The organism is Janthinobacterium sp. SUN073, assembly GCF_030397665.1.
Classification (GTDB): domain Bacteria; phylum Pseudomonadota; class Gammaproteobacteria; order Burkholderiales; family Burkholderiaceae_D; genus Janthinobacterium.
In genome coordinates this window covers 1-17,495 of record NZ_JAPUBT010000001.1, presented here as the reverse complement: position 1 = coordinate 17,495, position 17,495 = coordinate 1, and the positions used below count along the sequence as shown (strand labels likewise).

Here is a 17,495-nt window from a genome sequence, read left to right as displayed (position 1 = left end):
CTATATCCATACAGGCGCCCACGCTGCATGCGAACAGGGACATCGGGCGTGAGGACAGAGCGCGAGTATGATCAGTTGCTGGTCGAGCGGGTGCAGGCTGGCGACAAACGGGCATTCGATGTGCTGGTATCGAAATATCAGCGCCGCTTGATGCGCCTGGTGTCGCGACTTGTGCATGACCCGGCGGAGGCCGAAGATGTGGTGCAGGAAACCTTTATCAAGGCATACCGGGCGCTGCGCCATTTTCGCGGCGATGCCGCCTTTTATACCTGGTTGTATCGCATCGGCATCAATACGGCCAAGAATTATCTCGTCACGCAGGGGCGGCGCGCCGCCACGTCCAGCGATGCCGACGCCGAGCAGGCGGAGTCCTTCGATGACGGCAATAAATTGCGTGACAACAATACGCCCGAATCGGTGCTGGCCAGCAAGCAGATTGCCGCCACAGTCAACGCGGCCATGGAGGTGCTGCCCATCGAGCTGCGCACGGCCATCGTGCTGCGCGAGATCGAGGGCCTCAGCTATGAGGAGATCTCGGAGATCATGGCGTGCCCCATCGGCACCGTGCGCAGCCGTATTTTTCGCGCGCGCGAAGTGATCGCAGAGAAATTGAAACCGTTGTTGGATATGCCGATTGACAAGCGCTGGTAATCTGGGGAGTATGAGGTTGGCATGGCTGTGCCCGGTTTCGCACCGACCCTCTTGAAATGGCAGGACCCATCATGGATACGCATACACGATTGCACGAGACGATTTCCGCCCTGGCCGATGGCGAGCTGGCGGCGAGCGAACTCGAACTGGCTTTTGCCGCCCTCGACACGGATGATGGGCGGCAAGCCTGGGATGCCTATCGCCTGATCGGCGACGTGCTGCGCTCGGAGCAGTGCGGCCACGCACTGAGCGCCCAATTCGACGCGCGCCTGACGAGCCGCCTGGCCGCCGAGGCGGCGCCTGATGTGCCGGCTGTCCACGCGGAACCCTTGTTGCCCATCGTGCCGCCCGTCGCTGCCGAGCCGCTGGAAGCGGGACCGCTGGCGCAACGCTAGCGGCATCTTATGTCAGGCGGGTCTTGACCCTTCACCTGCTCCAGGCCCTCTTGACACTGGACTTCGCTACGATTGACACTGTGTGCAGGCAATATCTTGCTTTTGCGATATATTGTTGCTGCCATGCGCACTACCAGGTGTAGTTGCCCCCGGGATTCCGTCATGACGCCCAATCATGCACGCAGGCAATCGCCGATCCGCGTTTTGATCCGTTTATATACTCGAAAAGATCCTTTCCATGAAAAAAAACATGTGTGTCGCCAGCAAGTCGTTTTCAGTGAAGACGCTTTCCGCCTTATTGTTCGGTACGGCTGGCGTCTTTTTCGCCCCGACCATGCTGGGTCTGGCGCCACAGGCGCAGGCCGCCGTGCCGGCAGTGAAACTGCCTGATTTCTCGGACCTGGTCGACGCCGTCGGCCCGGCCGTGGTGAATATCCGCACCACCGAGCGCCTGAAGATGGCTGCGCCCGGCGCGGGCGGGCAGGATGAGCAGGAAATGCAGGAATTCCTGCGCCGCTTCTTTGGAGGCGCCATGCCGACGCCGCGTCAGCAGGCACCGCGCGGCGGTCGTCGCGCCGTGCCGCAGGAGCAGGAAGTGCAGCGCGGTGTCGGTTCCGGTTTCATTATCTCGGCCGATGGTTACGTGCTGAGCAATGCCCACGTGGTCGACGGCGCCGACGAAGTCTACGTGACCCTGACGGACAAGCGCGAATTCAAGGCCAAGGTCATCGGCGCCGATGCGCGCACCGACGTGGCCCTGCTGAAAATCGAGGGCGCCAACCTGCCGCGCCTGACCATCGGTGACTCGAACAAGATCCGCGTGGGCGAGTGGGTGATCGCCATCGGCTCGCCATTCAACCTGGAAAACACGGTGACGGCCGGCATCATTTCCGCCAAATCCCGCGACACGGGCGACTACTTGCCGCTGATTCAGAGCGACGTGGCGGTCAACCCTGGCAACTCGGGCGGTCCCCTGATCAATATGCGCGGCGAGGTGATCGGCATCAATTCGCAGATCGCCACCTTGTCCGGCGCCTACAATGGCATTTCATTTGCCGTGCCCATCGATGAAGCCATGCGCGTGGGCGAGCAGCTGAAAAAGACGGGTAAAGTGGTGCGCGGCCGTATCGGCGTGCAGATCGGCGAAGTGAGCAAGGATGTGGCGCAATCGTTGGGCTTGCCCAACGCCAAGGGCGCGCAAGTGTCGATGGTGGAAGAGGGCGGCCCGGCCGACAAGGCGGGCATCAAGCCGGGCGACATCATCCTGAAATTCAATGGCGCGCCCATCGAGCGTTCGTCCGACCTGCCGCGCCTGGTGGGCGGCGCCGCCGTCAACGGCAAGGCCACGGTCACCGTCTGGCGCAAGGGCGCGCAGCAGGATATTGCTGTCACCGTCGTCGAACTGGAAGCCGAGAAAACGGCCAAGAAGGGCGCCAGGGAACCGGAAGCGCAAGCCGTCAATGCACTGGGCCTGAAGGTCAGCGACGTGCCGGCCGCGAAGAAGCAGGAGCTGAAGATCGACGCGGGTGTGCTGGTCGACGACGCCGATGGCGTGGCGGCCTTGGCCGGCCTGCAGCCTGGCGATGTGATCTTGCAATTGAACAACGTTGCTGTGAAAGATGCCAAACAGTTCAATGCCCTGGTGGCCAAGCTCGATCCGAAGAAGTCGTCGGCCGTGCTGGTGCGCCGTGGCGATGTGGCGCTATTCGTTTCGCTGCGTCCGTCGGCGAAGTAAAATTGGGGGGGGGGCAGTCCCTGCGGGATCGGAATTCAAGCCACTGGCTTGAATTCCCCCGTCGGGTCTAGGCGTCCCCGTCTGACCCCAGCCTTCTTTTGCTCCGCCACTAAAATATGCACTTCACCCTCTATTCCCGCAGTTATTGCCATTTATGCCAGGATATGCTCGATGCCTTGCTCCTGCTGCAGCCGCCTGACAAGCCGTTTACGGTGGACGTGATCGATATCGATGCGTCGCCCGATGCGAGCTTGCTAGCCCGCTTCGATGAGCTGGTGCCGGTGCTGTTTGGCGACCTGGCCCAACCCGAGCTATGCCATTATTTTCTGGACGAGGCCGCCGTCCGGCGCTGTCTGGCGTAGCTTAAATGCCAATATTGACACTGCATTGCAGCATTCCGCTGCTGGAAACAGCTGAAAATGTCGGCTTGCCCGCTGCCGGCCTCTGAAAGACGGGCTTTCCGCTCTGAAATCCGGTAAAATGGGGAGGTCGAAAAAGCTACTGTCCGAGGCAGCAGCTTCTGTCGCTTCAAAAGCGCTCGCCTGGGCATGCAGATGTCCTGCTCGGAGCGCTTTTTTCATCATGAGTGGGGCGCCTGGTTTTGGCCCTGTTTGGCCCGGACATGATCCCCTTGATTCCTGTTAAAGCAGTGTTGTCACTCGCACATATATTAGTTAATGAATAACATACGCAACTTCTCCATCATCGCCCATATTGACCACGGTAAATCGACCCTGGCTGACCGCATCATTCAATTGTGCGGCGGCTTGTCCGACCGCGAGATGGAGGCGCAGGTGCTCGATTCGATGGATCTGGAGCGCGAGCGCGGCATTACCATCAAGGCGCAAACGGCGGCCCTGCACTACAAGGCGCGCAATGGCCAGATCTACAACCTGAACCTGATCGATACGCCAGGCCACGTCGACTTCAGCTATGAGGTGTCGCGCTCGCTGTCGGCGTGCGAAGGTGCGCTGCTGGTGGTTGACGCGTCGCAAGGCGTGGAAGCGCAAACGGTCGCCAACTGCTACACGGCGCTGGATCTGGGCGTGGAAGTGGTGCCCGTCCTGAACAAGATCGACTTGCCGAACGCGGACCCTCCGAACGCCATTGCCGAGATCGAAGACGTGATCGGTATCGACGCGGCCGACGCCGTGCATTGCTCGGCCAAGACGGGCCTCGGCGTGCTGGACGTGCTCGAGCAACTGATCGTCAAGGTGCCGCCACCGAAAGGCGACCCCGATGCGCCGCTGCAGGCGCTGATCGTCGACTCCTGGTATGACGCCTATGTGGGCGTGGTCATGCTGGTGCGCGTGGTCAACGGTACCCTGAAACCGAAAGACAAGATCCGCCTGATGGCCACCGATTCGGTGCAGCTGGTGGAAGATATCGGCGTATTTTCGCCCCGTTCGCAATCGTTGCCGCAATTGTCGGCAGGCCAGGTGGGCTTCATCATCGCCGGCATCAAGGAATTGAAAGCGGCGAAAGTGGGCGATACCGTCACCCTGGTCAGCCGTCCTGCCGCCGCGCCATTGCCGGGCTTCAAGGAAGTGCAGCCGCAAGTGTTCGCCGGCCTGTTCCCGGTCGAAGCGAACCAGTACGACGCGCTGCGCGACTCGCTGGAAAAGCTGAAACTGAACGACGCGGCCCTGATGTACGAGCCGGAAGTGTCGCAGGCGCTGGGCTTCGGCTTCCGCTGCGGCTTCCTGGGCTTGCTGCACATGGAAATCGTGCAGGAGCGCCTTGAACGCGAATTCGACATGGACCTGATCACCACGGCGCCCACCGTGGTGTACGAAGTGATCCAGCGCGACGGCACCATGATCAACGTCGACAATCCATCGAAGATGCCCGATCCGTCGCGCATCGAGGAAGTGCGCGAGCCTATCGTCACGGTCAATCTGTACATGCCACAGGAATATGTGGGCTCCGTGATTACCCTGTGTATCGGCAAGCGCGGCATTCAGATGGACATGAGCTACCACGGCCGCCAGGTCAAGCTGGTCTACGAAATGCCGATGGCCGAGATCGTGCTGGACTTCTTCGATCGCCTGAAATCGACGTCGCGCGGCTATGCCTCGATGGATTACGAGTTCAAGGAATACCGCGCGGCCGACGTGGTCAAGGTCGACATGCTGATCAACAGCGAAAAAGTCGATGCGCTGGCCATCATCGTCCACCGTTCGAACAGCCAGTACCGTGGCCGCCAGGTGGCCGCCAAGATGCGTGAACTGATCCCGCGCCAGATGTTCGACGTGGCCATCCAGGCGACCATCGGCGCCAACATCATTTCGCGCGAGAACGTGAAAGCCTTGCGCAAGAACGTGCTGGCCAAGTGCTATGGCGGCGACATCAGCCGCAAGAAAAAATTGCTGGAAAAACAAAAAGCGGGTAAGAAGCGCATGAAGCAAGTGGGTTCCGTGGAGATCCCGCAAGAGGCATTCCTGGCAATTTTACAAGTGGATGGTTGATCAATGAACCTGCAAGTGATTTTAGGAAACTTCGCTTTAATCCTGTTCGTGCTGATGGTGTTGACGGGCCTGGTCTGGTGCCTGGATGTATTTTATCTGTCCAAGCAACGCCGCAAGGCGGCCGACCTTGCCCTGGCCGAGTTCGACGCGCGCCAGTCCAAGCTGGCCGCCGAGGGCATCAAGTCCGATGCGGGCGGCAGCCGCGCGACCATCGAGGCAGCGCTGTTGCGCCAGCCGACCTGGGTCGAGTATTCGGGTAGTTTCTTCCCCGTCATCGCCCTGGTGTTCTGCCTGCGCTCGTTCCTGTACGAGCCATTCAAGATCCCGTCGAGCTCGATGGTGCCGACCTTGCTGGTGGGCGATCTGATTCTGGTTAACAAGTTCACCTATGGCATTCGTTTGCCGATCGTCAACAAGCGTATCATTGAAGTCAACGATCCGCAGCGCGGCGACGTGATGGTGTTCAAGTACCCGAAAGATATGTCGCAAGACTACATCAAGCGCGTGATCGGCGTACCCGGTGATAAAATCACCTATGAAAACAAGCGCTTGACGGTCAACGGCAAGGAAGTGCAGTACACCCCGCTGGACGACTACCTCGATGACGAAAGCACGGTGTACCACAAGCAACTGGAAGAAAATCTGACGGGCGTGAGCCACCGCATCCTCAACGATGAGCCTGCTCCTACGTTGAACTTGCGCGAAGTGAAGGATTTCCCGCACAAGGATGCGTGCAACTACAACGAAGATGGTTTTACGTGTGTGGTGCCACAAGGCAATTACTTCATGATGGGCGATAACCGCGACAATAGCGCGGACAGCCGCTACTGGGGCTTCGTGCCGAACGAGAACATCGTCGGCAAGGCTTTCCTGGTGTGGATGAACTTCAGCAACCCGAAACGCGTGGGCGGCATCCACTAGGCCGCTCCTATGGCTGCCGCGCCGACTCCCCGCGCGGCGGCCAGCCGAATTACTCAGATGATACAGAAACAACAATGAATCTTCAGCTATTGCAAACCCGTTTAGGCTATACGTTCCAGGATGCTGGCCTGTTGCAGCAAGCCTTGACGCATCGTAGCCACAGCAGTTTGCATAATGAGCGGCTGGAATTCCTGGGCGACTCCATTCTCAACTGCGTGGTCGCTTCCATCCTGTATGAACGCTTCAAGACCATCGACGAGGGCGATTTGTCGCGCTTGCGCGCGAATTTGGTGAAACAGCAGTCGCTGTATGAAATCGCGCAAAAGCTGGAGTTGTCGCAATTCCTGCGCCTGGGCGAAGGCGAGTTGAAGTCGGGCGGTTTCCGCCGTCCCTCGATCCTCGCCGATACCCTGGAAGCCTTGCTGGGCGCCATCTTCCTCGATACGGGCTTCGATGCGGCCAGCACGGTGATCCGCGCCTTCTACATTCCCATCCTCGACTCGGTCGATCCGCAAACCCTGGGCAAGGATGCCAAGACCCTGCTGCAGGAGTTTTTGCAAAGCAAGAAAATTTCGCTGCCACAGTACAACGTGGTGGCCACCCATGGCGCCGCCCACAGCCAGGAATTCGAGATCGAATGCCTGGTACCGAAATTGAATATCCAGGTCTACGGCCGTGGCGGAAGCCGCCGCGCCGGTGAGCAAGCCGCCGCCAAACTGGCGCTGGACGTGGCCGAGCAGGCGCTGTTGAAGTCGCCTGCCGCCAGCCGCAAGCCGAAACCGCGCGCCGCCCAGCTCAAGCTGGCCGGCATTGCCACCATCCAGAGCGACGACGCGCAAGCTCCTGCAGCCCCGGCGATCGCCGCTCACACTAAACAGAATCGACACTAGCATGACAGCCACCAAAATGCCCGACAACTTCCGCTGTGGCTATATCGCCATCGTGGGCCGCCCCAATGTGGGCAAATCGACCCTGATGAACGTGCTGATCGGCGCGAAGGTCAGCATCACTTCGCGCAAGGCGCAAACCACGCGCCACCGCATCACGGGTATCCAGACGGTGCCGGATGCGCAGTTCATCTACGTCGACACGCCTGGCTTCCAGACGCGCCACTCGAACGCGCTGAACAAGACGCTGAACAAGACCGTCACCAACACCCTGATTTCCTCGGACGTCATCCTGTACGTGATCGAGGCGGGCACCTTCGGCCCGGCCGACCAGCAAGTGATGGATTTGCTGCCGAAGGAAGTGCCATGCATCCTCGTCATCAACAAATCCGACCGCGTCAAGGACAAGGCTGTCTTGCTGCCGTTTGCGCAAAAGATCGCCGCCATGCGCGACTTTGCCGCCATCGTGCCCGTCTCCGCCAAGCTGCATTTCCAGCTGGAAGGCTTGCAGAACGAAATCAAGCGTTTCCTGCCGGAAAACCAGCCCATCTTTGGCCCGGACGACATCACGGACCGCAGCGAAAAATTCCTCGCCTCGGAAATCGTGCGCGAAAAACTCTTCCGCTTCGTGGGCGACGAACTGCCGTACACGAGCACCGTGCTGATCGAGAAATTCGAGCAGGAAGGCGATCTGCGCCGCGTGTTCGCCGCCATCCTGGTCGAGCGCGATACACATAAATCCATGATCATCGGCAACAAGGGCGCGCGCCTGAAGGAAGTCTCCACCCAGGCCCGCCTGGATATGGAAAAGCTGTTCGGCGGTCCCGTGTACCTGGAAATCTGGGTCAAGGTCAAGTCGGGCTGGGCCGACAACGAGGCGGGCTTGCGCGCCTACGGCTACGAGTAATCCGCAACCCGGGGGCGACGCTACACGCATGAGCACCACCACGCCAGCGCAGCCTGACATCGCGCCAGCTTCATCTGCTGTCTCCGCATCTGTTCCCGCGCCGGTGGCCATTGCGCCGCCGGCCGCACCTTCCGCACCGCCTCCAAGGCGCAGCCGTCCGCCCGCGCGCGACGGCCGCATCACGGGCCAGCCCGCCTTCGTGTTGCACAGCTACCCGCATAAAGAAACCAGCCTCATCGTCGACGTGTTTACGCGCGAGTACGGCCGCATCGCGCTCGTCGCCAAGGGCGCCAAGCGGCCCCATTCGCAGTTGCGCGGCGTGCTGCAGACGTTTCAACCACTGCAAGCGGGCTGGACGGGCAAATCCGAACTGCGCATCTTGACGGGCGCCGAATGGGTGGGCGGCATGTTGCCGCTGGAAAAGACGGCCCTGCTGTGCGGCTTCTATCTGAACGAATTGTTGGTCAAACTGCTGGCGCGCGACGACCCGCATCCTGTCCTGTTCGACCACTACGTTGCCACCTTGAATCAGCTGGCGCACAATGAACCGCCGCCCATCGTGCTGCGCAAGTTCGAGCGCGCGCTGCTCAAGGAAACGGGCGTGGCGGCCGACCTGACGCGCTGCACCGGCACGCGCCAGGCCGTCGAGGCGGGGCAGGTGTACGTGGTCGACCCGGAACGGGGACCGCGCCCGGCGCGCGCCAGCGATGCCTGGCCGAAGATCACGGGCAAGACCCTGCTCGACATGGAGCGCGAAGATTATCTCGATGTGGCCACGCAGGCGCAAAGCAAGCTGCTGATGCGCTTTTTGCTGGCCCATCAACTGGGGGGCGCCACCTTGAACACGCGCCAGATACTGATCGATTTAATGCAGCTGTAGTTATTGGGTGACTGCGGCACACTATGGATACCACTTTATGAGCTTTTTGCAGCCTTCCGGCCCCGTCATCGACCTGGGCGTCAATATCGACCACGTGGCCACCTTGCGCAATGCGCGCGGCACCGCTTATCCGGACCCGATCCGCGCGGCCCTGCTGGCCGAACAGGCGGGCGCCGACGCCATCACCCTGCATTTACGCGAAGACCGCCGCCACATCAAGGATGCGGACGTGATCGCCATCGCGCCGCAATTGCTCACGCGCATGAACCTGGAAGCGGCCGTGACGGCCGAGATGATCGACTTCGCCTGCCGCATCAAGCCGGCGGACGTCTGCCTGGTGCCGGAAAAACGCACGGAAGTGACCACCGAAGGTGGCCTGGACGTGGTGCGCTATTTCAAGGAAGTGCAGGCGGCCGTCCAGCAGCTGCAAGGCGAGGGCATCCGCGTCAGCCTGTTCATCGACGCCGACGAGCAACAGATCGCCGCCGCCGCCGAACTCGGCGCACCCGTGATCGAGCTGCACACGGGCCGCTACGCCGATACGCAAGGCGCCGAGCAACTGGCCGAGCTGGAGCGCATCAAGGCGGGCGTGCTGTTCGGCGTGGGCCGGGGCTTGAAGGTCAATGCGGGCCACGGTTTGCATTACACCAATGTGCAGGCGATCGCCGCCATTTCCGACATTACAGAACTGAACATCGGCCATGCCATCGTCGCGCATGCCGTGTTCGTCGGCTGGGAAAACGCCGTGCGCGAAATGAAGGCCATCATGGTGGCTGCGCGCCTGGGCAGCAAAGCATAAGGGATAGGACTAGCCCATGATCTACGGCATCGGCACCGACATTTGCAAGATCCCCCGCATCGAGGCGGCGCTGGCGCGCCATGGCGAGCGTTTCGCGCAGAAAATACTGGGGCCGCAGGAGATGGAGAAATTCCGCGCCCGCAGTGCGAAAAACGCCGTGCGCGGCGTGCGCTTTCTCGCCACCCGCTTCGCGGCCAAGGAGGCGTTCTCCAAGGCTATCGGCCTGGGCTTGCGCATGCCGATGACGTGGCCTGCCGCGCAGATGCTGAATCATCCCAGCGGCAAACCGATGATCGTCTGCAGCGGCGTGCTGGCGGACTTCATGGCAGCAAACCGGCTGAGCGCGCAAGTGACCATCAGCGATGAAGAAGAATACGCGGTCGCGTTCGTGATCGTCGAGCAAGCAGCGCAAGAATGAGCCAGCAATGACCGAAGCAAGCCCAGAGCCATCCTTGGCGGAAACGCCACCCGACCCCCGCGCGCAAGTGCTGGCCACCGTCGCCAAGCTGCCGAATTTGCCCGGCGTGTACCGCTATTTCGACGCCGCCGACAAGGTGTTGTACGTTGGCAAGGCGCGCGACCTGAAAAAGCGCGTTTCCAGCTATTTCCAGAAAAACCTGGCCAGCCCTCGCATCGCCATGATGGTCGAGCGCATCGCGCGCCTGGAAACCACCGTCACGCACAGCGAAGCGGAAGCCTTGATCCTGGAAAACAACCTGATCAAGGCGCTGCAACCGCGCTACAACATCCTGTTCCGCGACGACAAGTCCTACCCCTACCTGAAAATCACGAACGGCGACGCGCCGCGCATGGTGTATTACCGGGGTGCGGTGGACAAGAAAAGCCAGTATTTCGGGCCGTTCCCCAGTTCCTGGGCCGTCAAGGAATCGATGCAGATCCTGCAAAAGGTGTTCCTCATCCGCACCTGCGAGGACAGCGTCTACGCCAACCGCACGCGGCCCTGCCTGCTGCACCAGATCGGCCGCTGCAGCGCGCCGTGCGTGGACCTGATCAGCAAGGAAGACTATAAAAACGACGTGGAAAACGCGGCGCGTTTCCTGCGCGGGCGCCAGAGCGAAGTGATGGCGGACCTGGAAAAGAAGATGCACGCCTTTGCCGCCGAACTGAAATTCGAGCAGGCGGTGGTGGTGCGCAACCAGATCGCCTCGCTGTCGCGCGTGCTGCACCAGCAAAGCATGGAAACGACGGGCGACGCCGATGTCGACATCCTCGCCGTGCTGGTGCAGGGCGGGCGCGCCTGCGTCAACCTGGCCATGGTGCGCGGCGGGCGCCACCTGGGCGACCGTGCCTACTTCCCCAGCCAGCTCAGCGATGCGGCGGCGATTGCCGAAGAGCCCATCGAGGTGGAGGTGCTGGCCGCCTTCCTGGCGCAGCACTACACGGAAAAATTCATCCCCGGCACCCTGATCCTGAATATCGAATTCGACCAGCCGGCCCTGATGGTGGCGCTGATGGAGCAGTGCGGCCACCGCATCAACCTGATCTTTCAGCCGCAGGGGCAGCGCCGCCAGTGGCTGGAGATGGCGCAGAAGGGCGCCGAGATTTCGCTGGCCAGATTGTTGTCCGAGCAGGGTTCGCAGCAGTCGCGCACGCGCGCGCTGGCCGAAGCGCTGCGCCTGGAGGCGGAAGACCTCGACAGCCTGCGCGTGGAGTGTTTCGACATCAGCCACACGCAGGGCGAAGCGACGCAGGCCTCGTGCGTGGTATTTCACCACCACGCCATGCAGAACGGCGAATACCGGCGCTACAACATCAACGACATCACGCCCGGCGACGATTACGCGGCCATGCGCCAGGTCCTGATGCGCCGCTATGAAAAGGTGGCGAATGGCGATGGCGTGATGCCTGACGTGGTGCTGATCGACGGCGGCAAGGGGCAGATTGAGATGGCGCGCCAGGTGTTTGCCGAGCTGGGACTCGATATCAGCTTGATTGTCGGCGTGGCCAAGGGAGAAGGGCGCAAGGTGGGCCTGGAAACCCTGCTGTTCGTCGACGGCCGCGCGGCGCAGGAACTGGGCAAGGAATCGGCGGCGCTGATGCTGATCGCGCAGATCCGCGACGAGGCGCACCGCTTCGCCATCACCGGCATGCGCGCCAAGCGCGCCAAGACGCGCCAGACCTCGCGCCTGGAAGAGATAGAAGGCATCGGCGCCAAGCGCCGCCAGAAACTGCTGTCGCGCTTTGGCGGTTTGCGCGGCGTGGTCGATGCCAGTGTCGAAGATCTGATGTCGGTGGAGGGGATTTCCACTCAACTGGCAGAAGAGATTTACAAGCAGTTGCACTAATGACTGGATGGCCTGGTCCGGTGCCGCGGCAACCGGACTAGGCTAATACCCTGGGGCCATGTAGACTAAGTAATCCTCAGGAAATTATTGTGAATTTATGACGAACAGAACCGGATGCTATGCAAGGCGCCCACTGCGACGCAGTGCGAGCACTGCTAGCAGCGGGTAAGCCTCGTCGGCCACCTTGCAGAGCGCCGGTTATGGAAGTCAGAAATCACAATAATTTATTGGGGGTTACTTAGGTGGCGCTTCTTCACGCTTTCTTCATGTTCAATTTACCCGTCGGCCGATTGCTTCCTTATGCCTTTTAATATTCCCATTCTTTTGACCTGGCTGCGCGTGGCCCTGATCCCGCTTGTCGTCGGCGTGTTTTACCTGCCGCCGTCGATGCTGTTGCATGGCGACCAGAACCTGGTTGCCACTCTGGTCTTCATTGTTGCCGCCGTCACCGACTGGTTCGATGGTTTCCTCGCGCGGCGCTGGAACCAGACCTCGGCCTTCGGCGCCTTCCTCGACCCGGTCGCTGACAAGCTGATGGTGGCGGGCGCCTTGCTGGTGCTGGTACAGCTGGACCGTGTCAATGCCGTGCTGGCCTTCATCATCATCGGCCGCGAAATCACCATTTCCGCCTTGCGCGAATGGATGGCGCAGATCGGCGCATCGAAATCGGTGGCCGTCAGTTCGATCGGCAAGATCAAGACGGCCGCGCAAATGACGGCCATTCCCTTGTTGCTGTACCACGAAGTGATCTTTGGCGCGATCGATACGCACGTGTGGGGCGAACGCCTGCTGTGGATCGCCTGCGTGCTGACGGTGTGGTCGATGTTCTATTATTTGCGCTTGGCATGGCCCTTGATCAAGGAAAAGGCCGGCAACTTGCATTGAAGTATTCAGCCCAAACGCAGGAGCTGGGGTCAGACCCGACGGGTCTGACCCCAAATATTTTGCAAAACACCAGATATTGCCCGTTGACAGCCCCTGTAATCCATCTATAATGCTGGCCTGTTGTTGATGACGCGGGAGTAGCTCAGTTGGTAGAGCGCAACCTTGCCAAGGTTGAGGTCGAGAGTTCGAGCCTCTTCTCCCGCTCCAGTTTTCTGGATCGTGTCATAGGTAAAAACAGCAGATGCAGTAAAAAGTAGTACTGGCGATGTAGTAGAGCTTCTGATACAATGTTGTCCACTGCGGGAGTAGCTCAGTTGGTAGAGCGCAACCTTGCCAAGGTTGAGGTCGAGAGTTCGAGACTCTTCTCCCGCTCCAGTGAATACTGGATCAGCAGTAAAGCAGCTCTGGTAAACGGTAGCAAAAAGCAGTAAAATAGCGGTTCGTATGCGGGAGTAGCTCAGTTGGTAGAGCGCAACCTTGCCAAGGTTGAGGTCGAGAGTTCGAGACTCTTCTCCCGCTCCAGCGAAAGCTGGAGGCAGTACAGTAAGATGGTTGTAGCAGAAAATAGAAGCTCCAATGCGGGAGTAGCTCAGTTGGTAGAGCGCAACCTTGCCAAGGTTGAGGTCGAGAGTTCGAGACTCTTCTCCCGCTCCAGAATTCTAAAGGGAAGCTAAGCTGGCTTCCTTTTTTTATCCGCCTCAAAGCAGTCATGCGGCGTGATTAAGCGGTAAACAAGCTCCAATGCGGGAGTAGCTCAGTTGGTAGAGCGCAACCTTGCCAAGGTTGAGGTCGAGAGTTCGAGACTCTTCTCCCGCTCCAGTTTTCAAGGTGGGCCGCAAGGCGCATCCAAGCAGTTCCTCTGGCGAGGTAGCAAAGAGGTTATGCAGCGGCCTGCAAAGCCGTTTAGACGGGTTCGATTCCCGTCCTCGCCTCCAGATGAAAAAAAATAGCCCACTTTCGAGTGGGCTATTTTTTTGCCTGTACGCTACGTCATTCTTCATGCCGCAGACATCAATACGGCTTGCCGGTCGCCGTCGATGTGCTGCACCGGCAAGTCTACCCAGCTGCGCCAAGGCTCGCCTGCGCGAGCAACATTCCTCCATTCTCGCTGGCGACTGTGCGCGCTCATCAACTGCCGTGCGTCCTGCGGCGCCAGTATCCCATCCCATCCCATCCCATCCATCCTGAAGCAAAACCCGGTCAACTCAGTATCGGGCAGCCCTGGCCCGGAGATTTATGAACATTTGATGACATATGACAGGCGGAACACACCTTGCTCGTCTAGGTAGGGCAGTACGGTAACAGATAGCCGTTGCGAGATACGCCGGCCCAGCGCCGCAATACGGGGCAACCGTTTGATTTTGAGGTGAATGGAAGATGCGTGAGATGAAGAAACGAGGTAACGGCGCGCCGCAGGCGCCCGCGACCGCCTTGAGCCTGCTGTGCCTGGCCATGCTGGCGTTGCCGGGCATGGCGCGCGCCCAGGACGCCGTCCCGTCGGCCGCTCCTGTGGCCGCGCCGGAACGGCAGGTGACGATCGAGGAATACCTGGTGCGCGGCAATACCGTGCTCGATGCGCGCGCCATCGAAGAGGCGGTCACGCCGTTCCTGGGGCCGGGCCGCACTCTGAAGGACGTGGAAGGGGCGCGCGACGCCTTGGTCGCCGCCTATCAGGCGCGCGGCTACCAGTCCGTCTACGTCGACTTGCCCGAGCAGCAGGTGGAGCAGGGCGTGGTGGTGCTGCAGGTCAGCGAAACCAAGGTGGGGCGTTTGCGCGTGGTCGGTGCGCAATACAACTCGCCGCTCGACGTGCGCCAGCAAGTGCCGGCCCTGACGGAAGGCAAGGTGCCCGACTTTACCCAGGCGCAAGTGGAACTGACGGCCCTGAACCGCGGACCCAAGCGCCAGGTGATGCCGCTGGTCAAGCAGGGCAGCCTGCCCGGCACCATGGACGTGGACTTGAAAGTGGACGACAGCAGCCCGTGGCGCGCCAGCGTCGGCCTGAACAACGATTACAGCGCCGATACGAAGAAGCTGCGTACCAGCATGTCGCTGGGCCACGACAACCTGTGGCAGCTGGGCCATAGCGCCACCCTCAGCTTTTTCGGCACGCCGGGCGACCTGAACCAGACCAAGGTCTGGTCCGCCTCGTATGTGGCACCGATCGGCACGCAGGGCTGGAGCGTGGAAGCGACCGGCTACCAGTCGAACAGCAACGTGGCCAGCACGGGCGGTACCAGCGTGCTGGGCAAGGGCCATGCGCTGGGCATGAAAGTCAACTACACAGTGCCCAACAGCGGCATCTGGTGGCACAGTTTTTCTGCCGGTATCGATTTCAAGGATAACCAGGAAGCGCTCAAGCTCAATGGCGCGGGCAGCAGCATTCCGCTCAAGTATGTGCCCCTGAGCGTGTCGTATAACGGCTTTGCGCAGACGGAGACGGCGACCTATGGCCTGGGCCTGTCGCTGGTGGCCGGCACGCGCGCCTCGTTCGGCTATGGCAGCGACAGCGCGGCCTACGACAACAAGCGTTACAAGGCCTCGCCCAGCTTCCTCGTCCTGAAGGGCGACGCCAACGCCACGTACACCCTGGGCAGCGGCGCGCAGCTGTACGGCAAGCTGGCGGGCCAGCTGGCCGATGCGGCGCTGGTGTCGGGCGAGCAGATGGCCGCTGGCGGTGCCAATTCCGTGCGCGGCTATCTGTCGGCCGAAGCGACGGGCGACTACGGCGTGTCCGGCAGCGTCGAATGGCGCACGCCCCAGCTGACGTATTTCAGCCGCCTGGAAAACTGGCGCCTGTACGCGTTTGCCGATGGCGCGCGCCTGCGCCTGCGCGATCCGATGATCGAGCAGAAAGACCTGTTCGGCCTGGCGTCCGTGGGCGTGGGCAGCAGCTTCCAGTTGCTGCGCTACCTGAATGGCCGCATCGACTTTGCTTACCCGCTGCGCGATGGCCCGCGCACGCACAAACACGTGCGCCGCATCAATTTCAACCTGTCGGCCAGCTACTGACGGCCCAGCTCACCAGCACTGCACTTTTTTAGACTTTTCTTCGGAGAATCACTGTCATGCAACGTTTTCTTTTTCTGCTCACGATCCTGGGCACGCTCGTTCCCGGCCTGGCGCACGCCTGGTGGCAGCCCGACTGGGCTTACCGCAAACCCGTCACCGTCGACGCCGGCCCGAAGGCTGGCGCCGTGGGCGGCGATCCCGGCCGCATTCCCGTGCTGCTGCGCTTGCATTCGGGTAATTTCAACTTTGAAGGCGTCAGCGACAGCGGCGCCGACCTGCGCTTCTTGGCGGGCGACGACAAGACGGTACTGAACCACCAGATCGAGCAATTCAACCCGCTCTTGGGCATCGCCCTGATCTGGGTCGACGTGCCGGCCCTGACGGCCGGTACGCCGCAAAAATTGTGGATGTACTACGGCAATCCGAAGGCGCCCGCGTCCGGCAACGGCCAGCGCATCTTCGATCCCGACTACAGCCTGGTGTACCACTTCGCCGAGCCGGGCGTGCCCTCGCGCGACAGCACCGCCTACGGCAACCATGCCCAGACGGCCGTGCCGGCGCTGGACGGTTCCGTCATCGGTGCCGGCGCCCGCCTGGGCACGGCGCCCCTGATGCTGCCCGCCTCGCCTTCGCTGGCGCTGGCCGCCGCTGCGCCATTTACCTTCTCGGCCTGGGTCCGCCCGGACAGCCTGGGCGCGCAGCAAGTGCTGTATGCACGCCGCGACGGCGCCAATGAATTGCTGATCGGTATCGATCAGGGCGTGCCCTTCGTGCAGGTGAATGGCCAGCGCAGCAAGCCCGGCCAGCCGATCCAGGCGGCGCAATGGTCGCACCTGGCGGTCAAGGCCGACAAGAACAACGTGGCCCTGTATGTGGGCGGCCGTCCTGCCGTCTCGCTGGCCACCACCTTGCCGGCGTTGACGACTGCCGCCTCGGTGGGCGCCGATGCGCCGCCGGTCGCCACCGGCGCCGCCACCCTGGCCAACTTCACGGGCGCCATCGACGAGCTGCGCCTGTCGCGCACGGCCCGTCCCGATGCGCTGCTGCTGGCCGATGCCGTTTCGCAAGGTTCCGAATCGCGCCTGGCCGTGTTTGGCCCAGATGAACAGCAGGCCGGCAAAAGCCATTTCGGCTTCATCATCGCCGCCATGCCGCTCGACGCCTGGATCGTCGTGGGTCTGTTGGGCCTGATGATGGTCTTGTCGTGGATCATCATGATCGGCAAGGGCCGCAGCTATGGCGCCATCGCGCGCGCGAATGCGCAATTCATGCAATCCTTCCACGAAGCGGCGGGCGCGCCGCTCGACCACCTGGCGCGCAACGGCAAGCTGAGCGCTTCCGTGAAGACCGATTCCTCGCTGTGGCGTTTGTATGACGTGGCCATCGACGAAATGCGCCGCCGCCACGACCGTGGCTACGACCTGAACGCCGTCTCCAACGCCACCATCGGCGCCATCCGCGCCGCCATGGATGGCGTGATGGTGCGCGAAAGCGAGCGCATGTCGAAACGCATGATCTGGCTCTCCACCACCATCGAAGGCGCGCCGTATGTCGGCCTGTTCGGCACCGTGATCGGCATCATGCTGGTGTTCGTCGTGGCGGCCATGGCCGGCGCCGTGGACATCAACTCGGTGGCGCCGGGCATGGCG

At 61.4% G+C, this 17,495-nt stretch carries 15 protein-coding genes and 6 tRNA genes; all 21 read left to right on the top strand.

Annotated features, from left to right (window positions below):
* Nucleotides 1–27 precede the first annotated feature (27 nt).
* On the top strand, nt 28–651 hold the full coding sequence (rpoE, locus tag O0882_RS00105) for an RNA polymerase sigma factor RpoE (protein WP_219136777.1): 624 nt from the start codon (nt 28–30) through the stop codon (nt 649–651).
* Between the two features lie 71 nt (nt 652–722).
* A complete protein-coding gene (locus tag O0882_RS00100; RefSeq protein ID WP_289944289.1) occupies nt 723–1,046 on the top strand; it encodes a sigma-E factor negative regulatory protein in 324 nt (107 codons plus the stop codon).
* Between the two features lie 238 nt (nt 1,047–1,284).
* Nucleotides 1,285–2,781, top strand: coding sequence for a DegQ family serine endoprotease (locus tag O0882_RS00095; protein ID WP_289944288.1), 1,497 nt, complete (start codon nt 1,285–1,287; stop codon nt 2,779–2,781).
* A gap of 116 nt (nt 2,782–2,897) precedes the next feature.
* Complete coding sequence (locus O0882_RS00090) at nt 2,898–3,143, top strand: glutaredoxin family protein (protein ID WP_289944287.1); 246 nt, start codon at nt 2,898–2,900, stop codon at nt 3,141–3,143.
* Nucleotides 3,144–3,458: 315 nt separating this feature from the next.
* Nucleotides 3,459–5,249, top strand: coding sequence for a translation elongation factor 4 (gene lepA, locus O0882_RS00085; protein ID WP_071076485.1), 1,791 nt, complete (start codon nt 3,459–3,461; stop codon nt 5,247–5,249).
* A gap of 3 nt (nt 5,250–5,252) precedes the next feature.
* Nucleotides 5,253–6,170: a signal peptidase I gene (gene lepB / locus O0882_RS00080; RefSeq protein WP_071076486.1), complete on the top strand. Its 918-nt coding sequence runs from the start codon at nt 5,253–5,255 to the stop codon at nt 6,168–6,170.
* 74 nt (nt 6,171–6,244) lie between these two features.
* Nucleotides 6,245–7,060, top strand: coding sequence for a ribonuclease III (rnc, locus tag O0882_RS00075; RefSeq protein ID WP_086140332.1), 816 nt, complete (start codon nt 6,245–6,247; stop codon nt 7,058–7,060).
* Between the two features lies 1 nt (nt 7,061).
* Nucleotides 7,062–7,964 carry a GTPase Era gene (gene era / locus O0882_RS00070; protein ID WP_034749612.1) on the top strand — a complete coding sequence of 301 codons (903 nt, stop codon included), beginning with the start codon at nt 7,062–7,064 and terminating at the stop codon, nt 7,962–7,964.
* A 28-nt stretch (nt 7,965–7,992) separates the two neighbouring features.
* Nucleotides 7,993–8,844: a DNA repair protein RecO gene (gene recO, locus O0882_RS00065; protein WP_289944286.1), complete on the top strand. Its 852-nt coding sequence runs from the start codon at nt 7,993–7,995 to the stop codon at nt 8,842–8,844.
* 37 nt (nt 8,845–8,881) lie between these two features.
* The gene (gene pdxJ / locus O0882_RS00060) at nt 8,882–9,643 is read left to right on the top strand and encodes a pyridoxine 5'-phosphate synthase (protein ID WP_289944285.1); all 762 of its coding nucleotides are present in this window, start codon (nt 8,882–8,884) and stop codon (nt 9,641–9,643) included.
* Nucleotides 9,644–9,659: 16 nt separating this feature from the next.
* Entirely contained in the window at nt 9,660–10,061 is a 402-nt protein-coding gene (acpS, locus tag O0882_RS00055) for a holo-ACP synthase (protein ID WP_096236426.1), read from the top strand.
* A gap of 7 nt (nt 10,062–10,068) precedes the next feature.
* Entirely contained in the window at nt 10,069–11,949 is a 1,881-nt protein-coding gene (gene uvrC / locus O0882_RS00050) for an excinuclease ABC subunit UvrC (RefSeq protein ID WP_289944279.1), read from the top strand.
* Between the two features lie 300 nt (nt 11,950–12,249).
* On the top strand, nt 12,250–12,834 hold the full coding sequence (pgsA, locus tag O0882_RS00045) for a CDP-diacylglycerol--glycerol-3-phosphate 3-phosphatidyltransferase (protein WP_071322919.1): 585 nt from the start codon (nt 12,250–12,252) through the stop codon (nt 12,832–12,834).
* Nucleotides 12,835–12,965: 131 nt separating this feature from the next.
* Nucleotides 12,966–13,041: transfer RNA gene (locus tag O0882_RS00040), tRNA-Gly, on the top strand.
* Between the two features lie 92 nt (nt 13,042–13,133).
* Nucleotides 13,134–13,209 (top strand) — tRNA-Gly (locus tag O0882_RS00035).
* A 71-nt stretch (nt 13,210–13,280) separates the two neighbouring features.
* A tRNA-Gly gene (locus tag O0882_RS00030) sits at nt 13,281–13,356 on the top strand.
* Between the two features lie 56 nt (nt 13,357–13,412).
* A tRNA-Gly gene (locus O0882_RS00025) sits at nt 13,413–13,488 on the top strand.
* Between the two features lie 89 nt (nt 13,489–13,577).
* Nucleotides 13,578–13,653, top strand: a tRNA-Gly gene (locus O0882_RS00020).
* A 42-nt stretch (nt 13,654–13,695) separates the two neighbouring features.
* A tRNA-Cys gene (locus O0882_RS00015) sits at nt 13,696–13,769 on the top strand.
* Nucleotides 13,770–14,220: 451 nt separating this feature from the next.
* Complete coding sequence (locus tag O0882_RS00010) at nt 14,221–15,846, top strand: ShlB/FhaC/HecB family hemolysin secretion/activation protein (RefSeq protein ID WP_289944276.1); 1,626 nt, start codon at nt 14,221–14,223, stop codon at nt 15,844–15,846.
* A 56-nt stretch (nt 15,847–15,902) separates the two neighbouring features.
* Nucleotides 15,903–17,495 (top strand): MotA/TolQ/ExbB proton channel family protein (locus O0882_RS00005; protein ID WP_289944274.1); only part of this gene is annotated, 1,593 nt, incomplete at its 3' end.

What these genes read in the sequence shown, in the direction of transcription:
- rpoE (WP_219136777.1), top strand. Translation starts at nt 28, where the DNA reads ATGCGAACAGGGACATCGGGCGTGAGGACAGAGCGCGAGTATGATCAG.
- O0882_RS00100 (WP_289944289.1), top strand. Translation starts at nt 723, where the DNA reads ATGGATACGCATACACGATTGCACGAGACGATTTCCGCCCTGGCCGAT.
- O0882_RS00095 (WP_289944288.1), top strand. Translation starts at nt 1,285, where the DNA reads ATGAAAAAAAACATGTGTGTCGCCAGCAAGTCGTTTTCAGTGAAGACG.
- O0882_RS00090 (WP_289944287.1), top strand. Translation starts at nt 2,898, where the DNA reads ATGCACTTCACCCTCTATTCCCGCAGTTATTGCCATTTATGCCAGGAT.
- lepA (WP_071076485.1), top strand. Translation starts at nt 3,459, where the DNA reads ATGAATAACATACGCAACTTCTCCATCATCGCCCATATTGACCACGGT.
- lepB (WP_071076486.1), top strand. Translation starts at nt 5,253, where the DNA reads ATGAACCTGCAAGTGATTTTAGGAAACTTCGCTTTAATCCTGTTCGTG.
- rnc (WP_086140332.1), top strand. Translation starts at nt 6,245, where the DNA reads ATGAATCTTCAGCTATTGCAAACCCGTTTAGGCTATACGTTCCAGGAT.
- era (WP_034749612.1), top strand. Translation starts at nt 7,062, where the DNA reads ATGACAGCCACCAAAATGCCCGACAACTTCCGCTGTGGCTATATCGCC.
- recO (WP_289944286.1), top strand. Translation starts at nt 7,993, where the DNA reads ATGAGCACCACCACGCCAGCGCAGCCTGACATCGCGCCAGCTTCATCT.
- pdxJ (WP_289944285.1), top strand. Translation starts at nt 8,882, where the DNA reads ATGAGCTTTTTGCAGCCTTCCGGCCCCGTCATCGACCTGGGCGTCAAT.
- acpS (WP_096236426.1), top strand. Translation starts at nt 9,660, where the DNA reads ATGATCTACGGCATCGGCACCGACATTTGCAAGATCCCCCGCATCGAG.
- uvrC (WP_289944279.1), top strand. Translation starts at nt 10,069, where the DNA reads ATGACCGAAGCAAGCCCAGAGCCATCCTTGGCGGAAACGCCACCCGAC.
- pgsA (WP_071322919.1), top strand. Translation starts at nt 12,250, where the DNA reads ATGCCTTTTAATATTCCCATTCTTTTGACCTGGCTGCGCGTGGCCCTG.
- O0882_RS00010 (WP_289944276.1), top strand. Translation starts at nt 14,221, where the DNA reads ATGAAGAAACGAGGTAACGGCGCGCCGCAGGCGCCCGCGACCGCCTTG.